The following is an 18324-nucleotide window of genomic DNA, read 5'->3' as shown; positions in this document are numbered from 1 at the left end:
CAATTACAGGATATATATCTGCAAATGCCGTCTTCTTTAATCATTAAATGCAGGGCTGGAAGAAATTTTTACATTTTTTTTGTTTTTTAAAGCCCGCTGACCGATTTAGGCAGTTTAACCGCCCTGCTGGTCGTTATAAAAGCTTTACACTTGCTGAGATTGCGTTATATTAATTACTTTATTCTATATTTTAATAAGGAGATATCTTTATGGACAAACAAAGACTCGACTTCTTCAAAGAACTTCTGAATACCCCAAGCCCTTCCGGTTCTGAGCTGCCGGCAGCGAAGGTATGGCGAAGCAGGGTTGGCGAGAAGGTTGAAAACATAAGCTCAGATTCACACGGCAACAGCATTGCAGTGCTTAATCCTGAAGCGGATTTCAAGTTTATGCTGGCAGGCCATATCGACGAGATAGGCCTGATGATAACATATATCGACGACGACGGCTTCCTTTATACAGGACAGGTTGGCGGGATGGACCCTGCTCTGCTTGTAGGCCAGAGGGTTAGAATACTCACCGACAGCGGCGAGGTTCCCGGGGTTATCGGAAGAAAAGCGATTCACCAGATGAAGCCCGATGAGCGCAAGAAAAATGTTGAGATGGAGAATATCTGGGTTGATATCGGTGCATCCGGCAAAGAAGAGGCTAAGAAACTCGTGAGCGTGGGCGATCCGATGGTAGTCGATGTAAACTGCAGAGAGCTCACAGAAGACAGAATCACCTCACGCGGAACTGATGACAAGGCGGGTGCGTTTACAGTGGCAGAGATAATGCGCGAGCTTGCAGACAGAGACCTCAATATCTGCGTTGCAGGCGTGGCAACTGTGCAAGAAGAGCTCGGTATACGCGGGGCGAGAACCTCTGCGTTTTCTGTGAACCCCGATGCGGGCATCGCATTTGATGTAAACTTCTCCTCAGACCACCCCGAAACAGATAAGAAAAAACTCGGCGAGCTGAAGCTCGGAGAAGGCCCGAATATCCAGAGAGGGCCGAATATGAACCCTATCCTGAACAAATGCCTCTTCGAAACTGCAAAGAAACACGATATAAAGTATCAGGTTACAAGCGCCCCCAGGGCTACCGGTACAGACGCAAACGCTATTCAGGTAAACCGCGGGAGCGTGGCAACGGGGCTTATCGGCATACCAAACCGGTATATGCATACGCCAGTAGAAATCGTTTCGCTGAGCGACATCGAAAACGTTATAAAGCTGGTTACAGAATTTCTCGCAGAACACCCCGCTCAGAGAGACTACAGACTGTAGCAGGCATTAGCTTAATCTGCGAAACTGCGGGGCTTTCCATTGCAAAAGCCCCGCCTCAAGGGAAAGGCAGCCAAATGGCAGAGATGGGAGAATATACATACAAATGGCCGAGGCCTATGGTAACAGTGGATACGCTTGTATTCTCCGATTGCAATGGCGAGCTGAGCGTGCTTCTGGTTAGGCGCGGCAAAGCCCCTTTCAAGGACAAATGGGCAGTTCCGGGCGGATTTCTCGAGATGGATGAAGACCTGCTTGACGGGGCTCTAAGGGAGCTTGAAGAGGAAACAGGGCTCAAGCTGAAAACCGCAGAGCAGTTTGGCGTATTTGGCCGTCCCGGCAGAGACCCCAGAGGCAGAACGATAACAATATGCTATATCGCCTTGATTAAAGCGGGCAGACCTGAGGTGCAGGGTGCAGACGATGCGGCAGAGGCTCAGTGGATTCCGGCAGAAAAGACAGGCGAGCTGGATTTCGCATTCGACCACGATATGATCGTGAAAACAGCCCTTGAGAGCCTGCCCGAACTGGAGAAGCGGCTATTATGAAAACGGGAAAAGATATACTCATAGCTGCCCCGAGAGGCAGATGCTGGGGACTGCCGGAGAATATTGCCGAAAACCTTGCAGTTTCTGAAAGCCCGGAAAGCCTGCAAAGCCAGACAAAACCTTGGGCAAAGATTTTTTTCATTCTCGATTCTGCGGCTGATTTCGGCTTTACCAAACTTGCAGAAACAGCAAAAAACTTCCCTGATGCTTCAATCTGTCTTCTCGGCGAAACCATCTTCGAGCCGATAATGCAGAGGGTAGTGGACAAGGGCATTTGCAGCAGTTACTGCACGCTGCCTCTTACAGAATCCGAATTCAGCCAAATATGCGAAAACGGCAAGCTTGATTCAGTGGAGTCAAATTCATACGAAGCTCGAATCCGCAAGCTCAGCAGAATTGCCTACTGCGACGAGCTCACCGGCCTTAACAGAAGGCGGTTTTTCATAGAATCGGGAAATCAGATTTTAAGGCTTGGTGAATGCTGCGAGATAGCTGTTTCTGTGTTCCTTTTCGATATAGACAACTTCAAAAAGTACAACGACCAATACGGCCATTTTGCAGGTGATCAGATTATAAAAGACACATCCGGCGCACTGAGAAATTCATTCCGTCCCCACGATTTGCTCGCAAGGATTGGCGGAGATGAGTTTGCGGTTATGATCTGGGATTTCGAAATCAAAAATGAATCCCTCGAAACCGAAGACGAGGAAAGACGGCATTACTACAAACATCCAGTGAAAAGCTCTGAGATTTCAAAGCGAATCAGCAAAAACGTGGTGGAGGTGGAAACTTCACGCGGCCGGCTCACTCTCAGCGGCGGGATGTCCGCGTATCCCGAGGGAGGCAGGGAGCTTGACAAACTGCTCGAATCAGCAGACAGCGCCCTTATGAAGGCCAAGAAAAGCGGCAAACATACAATCCTGTTTTCGTGAAACAGCCCGAATGGATGAAAAGCTGAACATACTTATCATAGAGCCCTACTTCGACGGAAGCCACAAGGAATTTCTCGAGGGCTTCTGCGAAAACAGCCGGCACAGCAGTCATCTGCTGACTATGCCCGCAAGGAAGTGGAAATGGCGTATGCGGGCAAGCGCATTTGAGATGGCGGGAAGAATAGATGAGCTGAAATCCAAAGGACAGAAATTTGATGCAATCTTCTGCTCGGATATGCTCAACCTCTCAGAGCTCAAGGGAATTTGTAAGGCAGCGAATCTGCCCTCTGTTATCTATTTCCACGAAAATCAGTTTACCTATCCCAATCAGGTGGAAGACAAGAGAGATTTTCAGTTTGGAATAACGAACCTATCAAGCGCATTGGCAGCTGATAAGGTGATGTTCAATTCCGGGTATCATCTGGAAGACTTCCTCAGCGAATCGGAAAAAGTTCTCAGGAAGATGCCGGACTTCAAGTGCCTCGAAATTCTCGAGCAAATAAGAGAAAAATCCCAAATCACATACCCCGGAATAAGCGGTGAAATAGAAAGCAGGATTCCGCTTCGCAATGTGCCAAGAATCTCTTGGGCAGCCAGATGGGAACACGATAAAAACCCCGAAGACTTCTTCCTTGCCGCAAGGATTCTGCAGGAGAAGGGAATCGAATTCAGGCTGAACGTTTTGGGGCAGAGCTTTGCAAACTCGCCTTCGATTTTCGAACAGGCAAAAACTGAATTTGCGGATATCATAGAGAATTGGGGCTTCAAACAATCAAAGCGGGAATATCTGGGTGTGCTCAAAGACAGCGATATATTCGTTTCCACTGCCAATCACGAGTTCTTCGGGATTTCTGCTCTGGAGGCCTCCTCTGCGGGCTGCGCCTGTGCGGTTCCAAACAGGCTCGCATACCCCGAAACATTCCAAAAAAGCGAACTGCTGCTCTACGGAAGCACCGCTGAAGACTTAGCAGAAAGGCTTGAAACCCTCATAACAGACAAAGCCTTTCGCGAAAGGAACGCCCGAGAGGCAATAGAAAACGCCGGCAGATTCAAACTGGCAAAAACAGCCCGGCTCATAGACAGCGAGCTGCTTAAAGCTGTTCAGCCATAACAAGAGAAGGGACGGCATTGCGCCGCCCCTTGCAAGGAGTGGTAATAGGTAATTAGTGTTATGGTGTAATCTTTTCGAAAGGCCACATTACAACGCCGCCGTCGAGAACTTTTATGTCCTTCCAGCCTGCGTTTTCGAGTATGAGCCCTGCTTCGTATCCTCTCAAAGAAATCTTGCAGAAAACAACAATCTGCGTGTTTTTGTCTTCGGGCACTTCATCAAGCCTCTTGCGAAGCATTCCGAGCGGGATATTCACTGCCCCGGGAATCCGAACTTCATTGAATTCGCCCTCGCTTCTTACATCAAGCAGGAATAAATCTTCTCCGCTGTCCATCTTGTCTTTCAGCTCTCGAGGAGAAATGCCTTCCATATCCCCTTCAAGCTTGTTCCGCATAACGTTTGCTGCTGTTATGAGATTGTCCATTGCAGGAGAGAATGGCGGAGCGTAACACAGATCGAGGTTTGATATCTGCTCCATCGTCATACCGGCAGAGATTGCCGCTGCTGCTGCATCAACCCGCTTGTCACCTGCCCCCGGACCTATTGCCTGAAGCCCGAGCAGCCTTCCTGATTTCTTATCAGCCACCAGCTTCAGCATCAGCATCTTCGCCTCGGGCATAAAATGCGCCTTATCCGGGGACGGGGAAAGCACAGTTTCCACGTCAAATCCGGCATTAGCTGCCTGCTCTTCGCTCAGGCCGGTTCGAGCAACGCAGAAATCAAACACCTTGCATACTGCGCTTCCGAGAATGCCCGGGAATGAATCTTTTCTGCCGGAGATATTATTCGCTGCCACCCTGCCCTGCTTATTGGCCGTTGAGCCAAGCGGAACATAGCATTTGTCTTTGGTGATAAGGTTCTCCATCTCCACACAGTCTCCGGCGGCGTAGATATCGGGGTCTGTTGTCTGCATCTTCTGGTTCACTTTAATCGTCCCGCCAACTCCCAGCTCGAGACCCGCATCTTTGGCGAGCTTTGTATTCGGGCGCACCCCTACAGCCATAATAACCATATCGGTGCATATTTTCCCGTTGGAAGTCCGCACGGCCTCAACAACGCCTGATTTTCCATCCACCTTTTCAACCTTCGTGCTTGTCAGAACCTTAACCCCCTTTGCCTCCATGTGCTGCTCAACGAGCTTTGCCATCTCCCAGTCGAGCATGGTGAGGATCTGGGGCATCATCTCAACCATCGTTACCCTGCAGCCTGTATGAACGAGAGATTCGGTTATCTCGACGCCGATAAGACCGCCGCCGATTATCACTGCATCTCTGGCCTTATGCTCCGCGAGCATAGCCTTTATGCCCTCTGCATCATCCACCCCGTGCAGAGTGAATACGTTCTTAAGTTTCGTGCCTTCAATCGGAGGAATAAAGGGCGATGCACCCGTTGCAAGCACAAGCTTATCATAATCCAGCGAGATCTCATTGCCCGTTCTGATATCCTTCGCATAAACCTTCTTTCCGCTACGGTCTATCGATACTGCCTCTGTCTGCTCGAGAACGTGCACGTTTTTCACGTTCCTGAAAAACACCGGATCCCGAACCACACCTACAGGCGTACTCATCAGCTCTGCCTGATCTTCCACTACGCCGGATACATAGTATGGAAGCCCGCAGCCTGCATAAGAAAGGAATCTGCCCTTCTCAACGCAGGTTACCTCTGCATCAGGCATCTGCCTAATAATCTTCGAAGCCACTTTCGGCCCCGCAGCCACTGCACCTATAACCACTACCTTCATACCTTTTCCCATTGCCATCTCCTTTGTTAATTTTGTTTTTTGTTAATTCTGTCAGCAGCTTTCCATATAGACTCAGCAGACTGCACACCTATAAGCCGGCATTTTACACTTCCGTTTCGGATTATAAGGATTGTCGGGTAGGCAAGAATACTCCATCTTTCTGCAAGCTCAGGAAAGTTCTCAGAGCTCAGTTGAGCTGTTTTTAAGCCCATCTCGCGAAGGCTGTCTTCTACCGCTTCGAGTATTTCAGCCTGACGCATGCACGGACTGCTCCATTCAGCAGCAAACATTACCAGCCAGGTGCCGTTTTTTATTCTGCTGCCGAGTTCTTTTATGGATGTTGCTTTGCTCTCTTGATTCATTTAATAGCCTTGTATAACCACTTACATAGAGCTAAGAAAGAAGTATGCCAAAAAACAAAAAAGGAAGTATGCGCTTTCAAAAAGCCCTAAAGGCCTTTGTTTTGCGTGTTATAAACCGATGCGCTAATTAAATATGCGCTAACAGGATGAGGTTTGCGCTAACCGGCATCTATGCCGAAACGCTTCAGCCTTTTGTAAAGCCCTGCCCTTGTTATCCCGAGCAGTTTCGCTGCCTTGGTTTTATTTCCGCCAGTCTTTTTTAACGTCTCCAAAAGCTCGGTTTTGGGATCTGAGTGAAGGCTGGTATGTTCTTCTTCAAGACTGATTGACCTCGGTTTCACCGCAGGCAGAGATTCAATAGTAATAGTTTTCTGCCCCCTCAGCGAAACGGCAAACGCATGCTCTATAGAATGCTTGAGCTCACGGACATTCCCTGGCCACTCTCTGCTGAGCAGATTCTCCATAGCAGAAGGCGAGCAGCCTTCGATGTTCCTGCTGTACTCGGAATTGAACTGATGGATGAAATGGGTAACCAGATCAGGTATATCTTCCGTTCGTTCGGAAAGCGATGGGACACGCAAATTAACCACATTGAGCCTGTAGTAAAGGTCTTCGCGGAAAATGCCTTCCTGAACCATCTTATAAAGGTTTCGGTTTGAGGCGGCAATAATCCTAACGTTAATCTTGCGGGGAGCCGTTTCGCCGATTCTCGTTATTTCCTTCTCCTGTATAGCGCGGAGTATCTTCACCTGAGATGTAAGCGGCATCTCGCCAATCTCGTCGAGGAAAAGCGTGCCTCCGCCGGCGGCCTCAAAGCAGCCTGTACGAGCTTGAACAGCCCCTGTGAACGCGCCCTTTGCATGACCGAACAGCTCTGCCTCCAGCAGAGATTCGGGAAGAGCCCCGCAGTTTACAGCCAGAAATATCCCCTTAGACCTCAGGCTCTCGTTGTGGATGGTTTTGGCGATAAGCTCTTTGCCTGTGCCGGTATCACCTTCCACAACTACATTCGCATCGGTCTGCGAGACCACTTTAATCGTTTCGTAAAGCTTCTGCATTCTTGAAGACCCGCCAACGAGCTGCCCGAAGCTGCCCCGCCTTGCGATTTCATGCTTTAGTATGCTGATTTCTGTTCTCGCCTGCTTTATCAGGCTCACATCTATAAGAGCCTCGATCGCTCCGATCATCTGCCCTGCATCATCGTAAACAGGCTTGCTGCGCCGCATAACGGGAACTGTGCTGCCGTCTTTGCGGATCATCTCGCATTCTACCTCAGCCCCTTCGTTCCCAGATTCAAGTGGGCAGAAAGTTTTGCGGATTTCCGGATCCTTGCTCGCGCATATATTCATCCTGAGCTTGTAGCAGGTGCTCCCGATAATCTCCTCAGCGCTGTAGCCTGTGAGCTGCTCGGCGGATTTGCTCCAGAATATAATCTTGCGATTCTTGTCCACTATAAAAACCGAGCACGGAACTGTTTCTATCAGAGCCTCCCGGAAATGTGAATTCAGATTGCTTGAACCTGCCATATATGCCTCAGAAATAAAATGCAATTCAAATGCGCTAACTCTGCGCCAACTTAATTTTACATCATTAAATTTGACGGTCAAGCAAAGTAAATCAAAAAAAAAAGTCAAACATTCGCCCTGCCCGAACATTAAATATTAGAAATGTTAAACAGATATTTATTCTAAGACTTTGCAAACCTTTTTAAGAGGCTGATTATGAAAAAGTTTGGTTTTGTGTTATTTTTAAGCGTATTCTGTTTTGTTAAAGCAGATTTCAGCTCAGTCCCTGGCAGTGTTATCAACTACATCGAATCGCCTTCACGCTTTTTTGGAGTACCAATAAATCCGGTTTATATTTCAGACCCCTGTATAACAGTGCTCCCGAACGGGGATTATATCACCTCTCATGCAAGATTTGGAGGGGGCTCTGATGCCGATAATTCCGGCAAAACCTCAGTGTTTCGTTCTTCAGACAAAGGTGCAAGCTGGACTCATTCAGCCACCCTTAACGGCATTCTCAGAGCCAGTCTTTTCGTTCATAATGGTGATTTATACCTGCTCGGTTCCTACAACTCCGACGGCGGACAGAATGTAATACGCAAATCTACAGACAACGGCAATACTTGGACAAATGCAGATAATTCGCAGACAGGCCTTCTCGGCAATCAAGGCATAGGCTCACCGAATAATCCCCTGGTTTTTAACGGGCGAATTTGGTCAGGAGCGACAAGACGTCTTATTTCTGCTCCAACCGGCGCAGATTTGCTCAAAGCAAGCTCTTGGACAATGACCAACTGGGCATCCCCAAACGGGCATCCGCTGGGAGACGAATGGGACGGAGGCTGGACTGAAGGTCAGGCCGTGGCATCGGCTCAAACCGGGGTTTATATTCTGCCCAAAATCCGCGGACTTCCTCATACAGCTCGTATAAAAGCAAAATCCCCTTCTAAGGTAAAATTCAATGCATCCGCTGAAGATGCCTTCCCGCATCTGCCCGGAGGCGAGAAAAAGTTCGGAGCTTCATACGACCCTGTTTCCGGCAAGTTTTATGTGCTTAGCAATCCTGTATTAGACGTTCACAAGGGAGAAGGCACTCCGCCTGAGCTTGTTCGCACTGCGGGAGGACTGCTCAGCTCGGAAGACTTGATCAATTGGGAGCTGCAGAAGATTTTCATTTTCACCGAAAACCTCGATAACGGCTCTTTCGGCGAGGGTTTTCAGTATTTCAATTTTGACTTCGACGGAGATGATATGGTTATAGCCTCACGCACCGCTTTTGACGTAGGCGGGGGCGATGAAAAACCGCCCCGCGGCCACGACAGTAACCTGATGACTTTCCACAAAATCGAAAATTTCAGGCAAGCCTCGCCTGAGCATTTCCTCGTTATTGATTCAGCAAATGGAGATGTTCTCAGATTCGAAAAAACGCAGCATCAGGATGCACCTCTCGGAAGTTTTACGCTGGGCAGCACTTTCGAAGGACAGCCGCTTAATAACCCTGAAGCATTAGCTCAGGACGACAATGGTGATGTATATATCCGCCAGCAGAACGGGAAAATACTGCGTTTTGATGCGCTGGGCAATTATATTGATTCCCCGGCAAGCTCGCCGGCAGCTTTTCAGAGCGGGCAGCTGGATATCTCCCAGCCCGCTGAGGGAGAAAAGGCTTGGACAAAAAGCGGCTCGGGAAACTGGGAAGACCTTACCAACTGGTACTACTGGGGAAGACCTGAGAATAACAGCGAAACAGCGAATTTTGGAAGCGCAGCCGGATCGCCTGCCTCTGTGAGCTTGAATAAAGACTACGCGATCAAGTCTATCCGATTCAATAATGACTCCGGCTACACTCTGCAGGGCCCGGGCAGCATCACATTTGAATCAGATACTTATCAAAGCGTGATTGAAGTGCGAAGAGGCAGCCACGAGATAGCAGTGCCTGTGTGGCTGAACAATCATATTGATATTATTGTTGAAAACGGAGCTGAACTGCACCTTACCGGCGAGGTAGATCTAAACTATAAAAAGCTCGCTGTAAAAGGAGAAGGCACGGTTTATATCGAAGATACCTTCAAAATGAGCAGCGGAACTTTAGAATTAGACGGCTCAGCCAAGCTCAGCTTCACGCAGACCAGCCAAACTTTTATTACCGGCAGATTGTATTTCAACCCCCACGAAAGCCTAAGCCTTGAGCCAAACGCTTCTTATGAGCTGATGGAAGGGGTAAACCATCTCAGCAGTGAATTCTACTTAGAGATTATGCCCGTTCTCCCGGAGGGGCTTTCGTGGGACAGCTCTATGCTGTACTCAAACGGAAAAGCAGAGATTTCGCCTGATAACTCATATCTAAACTTTTCGCATATAGCGTATTGGTGGCTCGCTGAAGACTGCCCGAATAAACAGGGATGCAGCTATGCTGACTTTAGCCGCGACGGATTTGTAAACACGGATGATTTGATTGAGCTTGCAGAAAGCTGGCTTGAGTAATCAAAACGCTCCTTTCTATTATCCTAAACCCCTCGCCTGAACTAAAACTCACAGCACCCAAAGATTATTTACAGAACAAGGCTTATATTCAAACCGAGCAGCGCTAAAATCCGCCTGTCCGCCGCCGGCGCCGCCATTCGTCCCGATGGTAGCGAGATCGGCCCGGTATCCGAGGTTTACTGCCCGTGGTCACTGATAACGCCAGATTCGCCACCAAACCAGCAGGCAATCCATAAAATAAGCTAAGTTATTGCAATTAAACAGCTTAATTGACTTGATGACTGCCCGAATCAATGGCTTAATGGGGTTATAAAGTAGTCGTTCCTGAAAAATCAATGATTTTGGGGAAACTAAAAAAATATATCAGGCTAATCGAGTCTTTAATTTGCTTTTCATTGCCAAATTTCTGTAAAATTCAATAATTTTAAGCATAAAAATATAGGCAAAAGTAAACTTCTTTAGAAGTTTACGCATATTGTACCCAAAAGCGCTGCCGAGGGCGTTCATTTTGTCCCCTTCTACACCTTTCAAGAAGTTTCTTCCCAACCTGTTGTCTTCTTTGAGGTGGCCTATCGTTGGTTCTATGCTCGATCTTCTCTTAATCCACCTCTTGATACTTCGTTTCTTTTTTCGCCAGCCCTTTTCTACAATTTCAACATTTCCAATATCCTCGCAGCCGTGTTTCTTGTATCCTCCATCAACATAAACATCTCCAAGCTTTTCTCTCCCGATTAAATTCATTGTCTGCTTCAGATTAGCCCGAAGAGTATGGCCATCATAAGGGTTTCCTTCAAAGCCCAACGCTCCTACGATAAAATTATTCTTGGCAGTAGTTACAATTCCAACCTTATTTCCAAACTCATATTTCTTGTGGCTTTTGCCTTTCCCAATGCAGCAGACGTGAGGTTCGTGAATACTGTAGAGTTTATTTTTGCTTTTCTTTGTCTGGGCTAAAAGCTTCTTAGCGGCTTGAAGCAATGTATCAAAAATTATTCTTAACTGCTCATTGCCTGCTATATTCCGCTCGACCTCTTTCGTAATTCGCCGCAGGTAGTTCCTTAATTTCTTCACTTCTTTTTTAGCTCTTTTGAACTGTCTTGCACGTCGATACCTGCCCTGCATTACATACGCCCTTTTCCCAACCCTTTCGTAGCTTTGGCGAAGTTGGAGTTTTGATGCTTTTGCAAGATCTACAAGCTTAATGCGCAGTTTGTGGCAGAGTTTTGCGTCGGTCGGATAAGTGATGTTCTTCTGCTGAACGGTTGTATCTGCAACGAGCTTGTTGAAATCGTTCTTTTTGATAACCTTAAGCTTCAAGCCGGCTTTGATAGTTTCTTCGAGCAGCTCTTCAAGACCATCAGATTTTACCTTATTACGCCACTTAGTCATACTGGTTGGATCAATAGGAGGCTCGTGCTGGAAGTATCTTTCGCCGCAGAAATACTGCCAGTAAGGATTCTCAACCCAGCCGGCAACGATTGCTTCATCGCTGAGATTGAAAGTGTACTTGAGATACTGAAGGCCGACCATCAGGCGAATCGGCTTGGCCGGCCTGCCTGAATCAGGACTGTATAAACTGCCAAACTTTTCTTCAAAGCGAGACCAGTTGACAACCTCTGAGAGTTGGACTAAAGAGTGATCAGGATTTACAAGAGGTTTTAATGGCTGCTGAAAGAGTAAGCCTGCTTTATTGTTTTTTGCCTTCATTATTTTGTCCCAATATTGCAATGTTTTGATAGATGTAAGATAAACACTTGCAATATTATACCATATCTCGAAAGCTTTTCAATCATATAAACCATTATCAGGAAAGAATTTAAGGAAAATTTTAAACTTTTTCAGGGGCGACTAAAGTAAACGTAAACCATTGAATAGAAAGGTTTTAAGATGAAAAAGCAAATGCAAAAGCTGATAAAAAACGCGACGAGACCTTACTGCAAATAGCCAAGGAAGTGCTTTTCCTTGAAACGCTTGAAACCCGCAACTGGGATACCCACGATTTCCATGAACACGCCGTCTGGAGCATCAAAGAAGCCCTCGAAAAAGCCTATCAGGCAGGAAAAGAGTCATGCCGGTGAAGCTCTTTAAGGTCGTAGCAATTCAGCCACCAACTCGGTTGAACGCTTGTAGCCATTGGCTTTTAACGGTATTTGCGAAAGGCTCTCAAACATCGCCGGACTATCCACATCAATTTCATGGTAATCAGATGAGAATTTGGCCTGTGCTATAATATCGTTCATTGAACCAACAATGCTTCGGTTAGACGTTTTTGCGAAGACCGCTTCATCCATCTCCACAAGCTCTGGCATAAATTTTTCTTCCGGCAATTGTAGAAGAAGAAATGCTTTGAACAACCGTTGCTTGAAAAGTTCAAGAATATCCCTGCTTGTTTTCAATCCTTTAACTGAAACCACAATTGGCAGCAATGTGCGTACATTGACGAAGATCAGGTATTTTCGCCTGGATGTGGTAAATTCATTACAATACCAATTCCCCAATCGGGTGGTTGGCTCGGGCAAGGCACTAACCGGTTTAACCTTCAGGCGATCCTGTGCCTTTTTTGTGCAGTGTAATGCGAACATGAATTTACCTTTCAAAATCAGGCCCCGTATTTTTTGGGGAAATAGGCCTTCCCTGCTTGCCACAGATACTTATCAATTTGTTTTAGTGTAAAATCTCCAAGTTCATAAAATTTTCTAAATTGCATTAAAACTTTTCGATAAGTTGGATAGTGCTTGAGGTCATTTGCCTTGAACCTGAAAAACTTGTCCTTTCCTTTGAAATACATGAGCATTTTTTCCACAAAGCTGTCATATATGGGGTAATCTTCAGGCAAGTGATGGCTGCAATATTTGGTAGCGAAGGAGTAGAAATTGATGGTTTTATGGTCATTTACTTTTACAGTAGCAATATCATTTACAAGGTTGAAGTCTCTATCAGCAAGCCGCTGATCTATTTGTAATCCAACAATATGTTTCGCTACGTTGAAAGGGGAAAAAATGTTAGTGCTGTAAAAATCATTTAATGAGCAGACTTTTATCAAAACATCATCCATTTCAATGTTCAGTGGATATGTTTGTGTGAATAACTTTCTAAGGCTGCTTTCCTGTAACACGTAGTTTTCAAGGGTGTCCCATTTATCGAGATAGTATGAAACTTCTTTAGGATAGGGATTCTTTATTTCCATTGATTTTTGTCCCATTTTTTGTCAAAATTTTCGCTTGTCGCTAACGCCCTGATTACATCATCGAAAAATAGCTGTAATCTTTCAACGACTGCTTCCAATCTTTTCTCGACTATGCCCAATTCTGTTTTTCTAACAAAAGCATTCCATCGTGTAAGAATAATTTCATCCTTGTAAAATTCATCTGTTAGCCCAAGCGGCATTTTTTCTGGCAACGATGTCTTTCGCCTCTCAAAAGTTGTCTGGATAGCTTTTGCCAGAAGATTTCCGTCGAACTCATATTGCTTCGATAGTATCCACAGATCGTAGTAGTCTTTCATTCTGCTACTTGCAAGCCCCAGTACATTTATGGCATGAAATTTTTCTGCAATTACCGTCTCTCTATTATAAATTAGAATTTCTGGTGCAGGCATCTCTAACAGAGTGGGAAACTGAATCTTTTCCGGTACAGGCGTTATGGCATCTCCGAAGCCAATATCAATTTGCAAACGAATACGGGCATTTCCAAGCAAGGCATTCAGGGTAATTCGCTGTCCTCCGTATTCCTGCTCTTCACGAATAGGCTGTACACTAAGGCTTTCACTTAAAAACACAAGGCCGTCATTCAAGTCGTCATTTATTTGAATAATCTCAGTAAATAGATTCTTGAGATCTTGCGCTGAAGATTTGCCAAAACCTAAAAAATCAATATCTTTTGTTGGTCTGAATGATCTCCCTGACCAAACAGTAAAAAGCATAGCACCCTTAAGAATGAAACGACTTGAATACTTAGACCTGCTAAGTCTATAGAGCAGCCGTTCCAGGGCATACCAGATTAGAGTGAGGTTATAATCGACAGATCTTTCATTGGTGATATTAAGAAGTTGTTGTCGAATGGACTGAGCTTTTCTGGATGTCACGTTATTGCCTCCATGTAAGGTCTGATGACTTTTGATACTCTGCATATTTTGGCGAACTGCCAGATTCGATCTCGCGTAGCTTTTTTCTTACGAATACAATCAGTCATTGCTTCTATTGCTATTTCCAGCCCTATCTTGTTGCGATACTTAAAGCAGTCTGCCACGGTTTTCGCTGCACTGTATATTTGAACGTGAACCCCTTCGATACTGTGAGTTTCAATACCCTGTGAAAAAGAATCTCCTGAAAATCGAACAATCGAAACCGGCTGGCGACTGCGTTTCGGATTCCTTCTGTCCGCTTCTCGGTCAAGAGCAATCCAAACGTTATGGGGATTCTGTGTTGTAAGGTTATGAAATTGAAGTGCGGAAAGCAGACATATTACAGATTTAGGGAAAGCCACTGCTACAGTAACGTAAGTATGCCATTCGGTCGGCTCAACATTCCGAATAGAATATGTACCACGGTCTACTCGAACCAGTTTGCCTTCACGATAAAGTCTATAGAGCTTTTGCCGTGAAATACCCACACTCTCGATTTCTCTGGGACTGATTGCCCCTTTTTTAGCAGCATATTTCAGTATTTTTTCTTTGTCGTTCATTTTCGCAGCACTACAATTCAGTGACACTTATAAATATCTGTCATCATATTGTAACAAGCAAGCATCTATTTTCAAATAATTTTCATCTAAGAATAAAAAAACAAGAAAATTCGAATCCCCTCCATGATGGCCGCTAAACAGCTCTTTACGCAATATCCCCGAAACTTGCCTCCCATCGCTGACTCTGAAGTTTGTAAACAGCGGACGAAAGGTTATAATTCGTTTAGAATTAAGGGATTTATTTGTAATTTTTCAGCCGGCAGGATGCTTTATGCGTAAGAAAAAGAAAATACTCTTAGTTATCAACAGAACAAAGAGCAACGGACGAGAGCTCTTGAGGGGTATTATACAGTATGGGAAAACGAAGGATTATCTGGAGTTTACAACAATCGACTCTGAAAACTCGCTCTACCTGAATACCCGACAGTTTGAAGAATGTGTTATAGAGGCCGCAAACGAGGCACAAGGCATCATCATGGTAGAGCTTACGTGTTTGGATAAGGTGAAAGGGCTGAATAAACCCATAGTTCATTCGTATGTTTACAATTCACAGATCGAAGATAAATACACAATTACCACAGACCCTGTTACGGTTAGCAAAGCCGCTTACGAACACCTTCGCACAATGGGCAATATAAACTTTGCGTATATCGGCTACAAAGATGTTGTTTGGGCTGATGAAAGGCGAGATTGCTTCGAGAAAAATCTGCCTGCTGATAAGCTGCCTTTGAAATTCTTCTCTTATAATATGCCCAAAAGCACCGGCATCACCTCCGAAGGACTGGAAGAAATTGCCGCTTGGCTTAAAACTCTGCCAATACCTACAGGCATAATGGCCTGCAACGATAACTGCGGTGCAGATTTAATAAATGCATGCAAAAAAGCCAACTTGAATGTACCGGACGACATATCTGCAGTAGCAGTGGACAATGACGACCTCATCTGCGATTTCACTTCGCCTACGCTTTCAAGCATAGACCTTGATACCGACAGCGCTGGCTATGAAGCCGCTGAGCTGATAGATAAGATCACGGAAACCAAAAATATTCCGCCCAAGTTGATTCGAGTAAAACCGAGAGAAGTGATAATTCGACAGTCTTCGGATTTTGTGGCAGTGGAAGACAGGGAAGTGGCAGCTGCGCTTAGATTTATAAGGCTCAATTCAGACCGCTCCATTCTGGTGCAGGAGGTTTGCGATTTTTCCTGCTGTTCAAGGCAGTATCTGCATAGAAAATTTATGAACTCGCTGGGAAAGTCTGTACACAAATGCATAAAAAGGGCGAGAGTGAAGGCGATTTCCTCACTGCTTCTGGAAACTACCCTGCCGGTTACCGATATCGCATACAGGCTCAACTTCCCGGATTCGAACCATATTTCAAAGTATTTCAAAGATTACACAGGCCTCACCCCAAAAGAATACAGGGCGAAATATCAGCCCCTCGGCACTGAAAACATAGAGGGACTTGATTAGTCTTTCGGAAAAATTCTTTCAATCAACACTCGCCGGCATCAGGGCAGGGGTTTAAGGTTTATATCTATTGGGTAAGCAATTCACACGCCGAAATGGTTTTGCCGCTGATTTTAGCTGCCGTATGCTGCTGAGAAAGGGCGAGGGTTCAGAGCTTTTCGAAATGTCTTTTCAGGCTCTGCACGGTTTTGGGCATCTTCCCGAGATGGCAGGTGATATATTTGAGTATAAACTTTTCGATATACCATATCATCTCCCCGTCCTCAGAGCTGCCGATAGGATCTCTTTCGAGAATCGCCCAAACAGCTGCAGGCTTGAGCGGAAAAGCCTCTCGGGCCTTGTCTTTGCAGTCCGGGCAGTACAGCGAAACATCTGTTTCAGAAAAAAATGCTTCCTTCCAGCCTGAATCGAAATTCCTCCCGCATGCGCTGCACAGCGATATATTGATCGAATTTCCGGTAAGCTCAAGCATATCGAGCTGGAAGAGGATCAGTTTTTTTGCAGCAGCGAGCTCGCCTGCAGTTGAGACAGCATTCAGGAAATCAATGAATCCGTCATAAAGCTCAGGATTGGGCTGATATTCGTTTACAAAATAAGACAGAAGGTCTGCTGCGCAGAGTGAAAAATTCAGTCCCGCCCAGCTTTTGCGTATCTTATGGAATTTTTCGGTTATATCAAAGTCTGTAAGCGTTCCGAGGTTTGATTCTGCATATTTAGCCGGAATAAAGACAGCCTCGCCTAATGTGAAGATCTCTATATTACCCGCTAGGCCTTTTGTCTTTCTCGCACCTTTGGCGATCAGCCGGAGCTTTCCGTTATCTCTTGCGAAAAGCGTAAGTATCAGCGAGCTGTCGGAATAATCAACCTTGCGGATGCATACAGCAGTATCTTTTACCGGCATAACTGCTACACCGCCTCAGCCTCGGCCTTCTTCTCGATTCGAAGCCGCTTGATTTTGCGTTTTTCAGCTGCCAGCACTGTGAAAAGCAGGTTGCGGTAAGTGAAGGTTTCCCCGGGCTTGGGGATATAGCCAAGATGCGAGAACACAAATCCGCCTACGGTATCGTAGTCTTCATCTTCGGGAAGCTCGATATCGAAATCCTGGTTCAAATCATCCACGTAGATCTGGGCATCCAGCTCCACGAGATTCTCGTTTACCGGCTTGATAGAGGCGGGCGCTTTTCGTTCATACTCATCCTCAATCTCGCCCACGAGCTCCTCGAGCACGTCTTCTATCGTAACGATCCCCGCTACGCCGCCATACTCATCCAGCACAACCGCAAGGTGCTGCTTTTTCTTCTGGAATTCGTGCAGAAGCTCGCGGAGGGTTATTGTTTCGGGTACAAAATACGCCTCACGAACCTTTTCTCTGAGGTTGAAATCCTCGGTATTCTTATCGAATTCGCTCAAGAGGTCTTTGGCGTATATAAGCCCCACGATATTATCAATCTTGTTCTCATACACAGGGACTCTGGAATGCCCCGCCCCCCGGATTATCTTTACTACATCCTCAAAATTCGTGCTCACCTCTATCGCAACAAGGTCCGTACGGGGAGTGATGATTTCGATGGCGTTTGTTTCATCAAGCTCGAGGATATTCTCGATCATTGCCATCTCTTCATTGTCCACAACTCCCTCGTCCACGCTCTTCTCAACTACATCGAGGATCTCGTCGTGCTTTTCTTCTATCTGCTCTTCCTCGGTAGAATTCTGAACGCCTGAGAGACGCATAACCACGATATCATTAAGCCGGAATATATAAATCACCGGCTTTATAATCTGTGAAAGCAGGAAAACAGGTGCATACATAAGCCTTATAACATGCTCAGGCACATAAACCGAGAGCGGTCTTGGAATTACTATCGAAAACGTGCAGACAACTACAAGCGAAATCAGAAAACAATAAAAAAGCTCCGCAGCTGATAAGAAATTGTTCTCGCCAACGGTAAAGAATCTGACAATGGTAAGTATAGCAGCGGCATTAAAAAGAAGCTGAAAAAATCTCGATGTCATACTGAGAGTTTCAGAATTTTCAGAAACATTTCTCGCAAGCTCCTCAGCCTTATCCTTATTTTTGGAGGTTTCCAGGAGCCTCCTTCTCGAAAAAGACTTGAACGACAGAGAACTGGCTGAAAAAAGACAAGACCCGACCGCCGATACTGCCGTAATTACGGCTAACCATCCAATTTCTTCCAAATTGTTTTCCTTTTCATATTAACAGCATTT

The 18324-nt window shown here is 45.9% G+C and carries 16 protein-coding genes and 1 pseudogene; 7 read left to right on the top strand and 10 right to left on the bottom strand.

The features are described from left to right. Positions 1-209: 209 nt before the first annotated feature. The 4 genes from L21SP3_RS10400 to L21SP3_RS10385 all read left to right on the top strand — a co-directional run bounded on the left by L21SP3_RS10400 (position 210) and on the right by L21SP3_RS10385 (position 3856). Complete coding sequence (locus tag L21SP3_RS10400; protein ID WP_077541263.1) at positions 210-1268, top strand: M42 family metallopeptidase; 1059 nt, start codon at positions 210-212, stop codon at positions 1266-1268. A gap of 74 nt (positions 1269-1342) precedes the next feature. After that, positions 1343-1813, top strand: coding sequence for an NUDIX domain-containing protein (locus tag L21SP3_RS10395; RefSeq protein WP_077541260.1), 471 nt, complete (start codon positions 1343-1345; stop codon positions 1811-1813). Then, positions 1810-2745: a GGDEF domain-containing protein gene (locus L21SP3_RS10390; RefSeq protein WP_077541258.1), complete on the top strand. Its 936-nt coding sequence runs from the start codon at positions 1810-1812 to the stop codon at positions 2743-2745. Before L21SP3_RS10395 ends, L21SP3_RS10390 begins: the two co-directional genes overlap by 4 nt. Before the next feature lie 10 nt (positions 2746-2755). After that, the gene (locus L21SP3_RS10385; protein WP_077541256.1) at positions 2756-3856 is read left to right on the top strand and encodes a tRNA-queuosine alpha-mannosyltransferase domain-containing protein; all 1101 of its coding nucleotides are present in this window, start codon (positions 2756-2758) and stop codon (positions 3854-3856) included. Between the two features lie 58 nt (positions 3857-3914). Here the strand turns inward: L21SP3_RS10385 and L21SP3_RS10380 are convergent, their stop codons facing one another. The 3 genes from L21SP3_RS10380 to L21SP3_RS10370 form a co-directional block, all read right to left on the bottom strand. Further along, on the bottom strand, positions 3915-5609 hold the full coding sequence (locus L21SP3_RS10380) for an FAD-dependent oxidoreductase (RefSeq protein WP_077541254.1): 1695 nt from the start codon (positions 5607-5609) through the stop codon (positions 3915-3917). Positions 5610-5623: 14 nt separating this feature from the next. Continuing rightward, a complete protein-coding gene (locus tag L21SP3_RS10375; RefSeq protein WP_077541252.1) occupies positions 5624-5959 on the bottom strand; it encodes a thioredoxin family protein in 336 nt (111 codons plus the stop codon). Positions 5960-6117: 158 nt separating this feature from the next. Beyond that, positions 6118-7485, bottom strand: a complete 1368-nt coding sequence (locus L21SP3_RS10370) for a sigma-54 interaction domain-containing protein (RefSeq protein ID WP_161488180.1) — start codon at positions 7483-7485, stop codon at positions 6118-6120. Between the two features lie 195 nt (positions 7486-7680). Here L21SP3_RS10370 and L21SP3_RS10365 point away from each other — a divergent pair, with 195 nt between their 5' ends. Further along, positions 7681-9948, top strand: coding sequence for a sialidase family protein (locus L21SP3_RS10365; RefSeq protein ID WP_077541248.1), 2268 nt, complete (start codon positions 7681-7683; stop codon positions 9946-9948). Between the two features lie 363 nt (positions 9949-10311). On the opposite strand, the gene L21SP3_RS10360 is transcribed toward L21SP3_RS10365, so the two are convergent. Continuing rightward, positions 10312-11655: an IS5 family transposase gene (locus L21SP3_RS10360; protein WP_227806747.1), complete on the bottom strand. Its 1344-nt coding sequence runs from the start codon at positions 11653-11655 to the stop codon at positions 10312-10314. 221 nt (positions 11656-11876) lie between these two features. On the opposite strand from L21SP3_RS10360, the pseudogene L21SP3_RS12250 reads away from it, so the two are divergent. Then, positions 11877-12026, top strand: a pseudogene (locus tag L21SP3_RS12250) (DUF6900 domain-containing protein); the annotation flags it as partial. 6 nt (positions 12027-12032) lie between these two features. Here L21SP3_RS12250 and L21SP3_RS10355 read toward each other — a convergent pair. From L21SP3_RS10355 to L21SP3_RS10340, 4 genes are read right to left on the bottom strand one after another with little or no spacing between them, the layout of a single operon-like run. Then, positions 12033-12545, bottom strand: a complete 513-nt coding sequence (locus tag L21SP3_RS10355) for a DUF6933 domain-containing protein (RefSeq protein WP_077541246.1) — start codon at positions 12543-12545, stop codon at positions 12033-12035. 2 nt (positions 12546-12547) lie between these two features. After that, the gene (locus L21SP3_RS10350; RefSeq protein ID WP_077541244.1) at positions 12548-13135 is read right to left on the bottom strand and encodes a hypothetical protein; all 588 of its coding nucleotides are present in this window, start codon (positions 13133-13135) and stop codon (positions 12548-12550) included. Further along, a complete protein-coding gene (locus L21SP3_RS10345) occupies positions 13126-14031 on the bottom strand; it encodes a nucleotidyl transferase AbiEii/AbiGii toxin family protein (RefSeq protein WP_161488179.1) in 906 nt (301 codons plus the stop codon). Before L21SP3_RS10345 ends, L21SP3_RS10350 begins: the two co-directional genes overlap by 10 nt. Beyond that, the gene (locus tag L21SP3_RS10340; protein WP_077541240.1) at positions 14028-14630 is read right to left on the bottom strand and encodes a type IV toxin-antitoxin system AbiEi family antitoxin domain-containing protein; all 603 of its coding nucleotides are present in this window, start codon (positions 14628-14630) and stop codon (positions 14028-14030) included. Before L21SP3_RS10340 ends, L21SP3_RS10345 begins: the two co-directional genes overlap by 4 nt. 271 nt (positions 14631-14901) lie before the next feature. Between L21SP3_RS10340 and L21SP3_RS10335 the strand changes: the two genes are divergently transcribed. Next, positions 14902-16101: a DNA-binding transcriptional regulator gene (locus L21SP3_RS10335; protein WP_077541238.1), complete on the top strand. Its 1200-nt coding sequence runs from the start codon at positions 14902-14904 to the stop codon at positions 16099-16101. Positions 16102-16246: 145 nt separating this feature from the next. On the opposite strand, the gene recO is transcribed toward L21SP3_RS10335, so the two are convergent. Both recO and L21SP3_RS10325 read right to left on the bottom strand, forming a co-directional pair. Continuing rightward, a complete protein-coding gene (gene recO / locus L21SP3_RS10330; RefSeq protein WP_077541236.1) occupies positions 16247-16999 on the bottom strand; it encodes a DNA repair protein RecO in 753 nt (250 codons plus the stop codon). A gap of 5 nt (positions 17000-17004) precedes the next feature. After that, a complete protein-coding gene (locus L21SP3_RS10325) occupies positions 17005-18294 on the bottom strand; it encodes a hemolysin family protein (RefSeq protein WP_077541234.1) in 1290 nt (429 codons plus the stop codon). Positions 18295-18324 lie beyond the last annotated feature (30 nt).

The organism is Sedimentisphaera cyanobacteriorum, assembly GCF_001997385.1.
In the GTDB taxonomy this organism is placed as follows: Bacteria; Planctomycetota; Phycisphaerae; order Sedimentisphaerales; family Sedimentisphaeraceae; genus Sedimentisphaera; species Sedimentisphaera cyanobacteriorum.
The sequence above is the reverse complement of the archived record's forward strand: the minus strand, read 5'-3'. Positions and strand labels throughout refer to the sequence as shown.

Coding starts and splice junctions, on each gene's coding strand:
- L21SP3_RS10335 (WP_077541238.1), top strand. CDS start 14,902: ATGCGTAAGAAAAAGAAAATACTCTTAGTTATCAACAGAACAAAGAGC.
- L21SP3_RS10400 (WP_077541263.1), top strand. CDS start 210: ATGGACAAACAAAGACTCGACTTCTTCAAAGAACTTCTGAATACCCCA.
- L21SP3_RS10340 (WP_077541240.1), bottom strand. CDS start 14,630: ATGAACGACAAAGAAAAAATACTGAAATATGCTGCTAAAAAAGGGGCA.
- L21SP3_RS10370 (WP_161488180.1), bottom strand. CDS start 7,485: ATGGCAGGTTCAAGCAATCTGAATTCACATTTCCGGGAGGCTCTGATA.
- L21SP3_RS10365 (WP_077541248.1), top strand. CDS start 7,681: ATGAAAAAGTTTGGTTTTGTGTTATTTTTAAGCGTATTCTGTTTTGTT.
- recO (WP_077541236.1), bottom strand. CDS start 16,999: ATGCCGGTAAAAGATACTGCTGTATGCATCCGCAAGGTTGATTATTCC.
- L21SP3_RS10350 (WP_077541244.1), bottom strand. CDS start 13,135: ATGGAAATAAAGAATCCCTATCCTAAAGAAGTTTCATACTATCTCGAT.
- L21SP3_RS10360 (WP_227806747.1), bottom strand. CDS start 11,655: ATGAAGGCAAAAAACAATAAAGCAGGCTTACTCTTTCAGCAGCCATTA.
- L21SP3_RS10380 (WP_077541254.1), bottom strand. CDS start 5,609: ATGGGAAAAGGTATGAAGGTAGTGGTTATAGGTGCAGTGGCTGCGGGG.
- L21SP3_RS10395 (WP_077541260.1), top strand. CDS start 1,343: ATGGCAGAGATGGGAGAATATACATACAAATGGCCGAGGCCTATGGTA.
- L21SP3_RS10390 (WP_077541258.1), top strand. CDS start 1,810: ATGAAAACGGGAAAAGATATACTCATAGCTGCCCCGAGAGGCAGATGC.
- L21SP3_RS10375 (WP_077541252.1), bottom strand. CDS start 5,959: ATGAATCAAGAGAGCAAAGCAACATCCATAAAAGAACTCGGCAGCAGA.
- L21SP3_RS10385 (WP_077541256.1), top strand. CDS start 2,756: ATGGATGAAAAGCTGAACATACTTATCATAGAGCCCTACTTCGACGGA.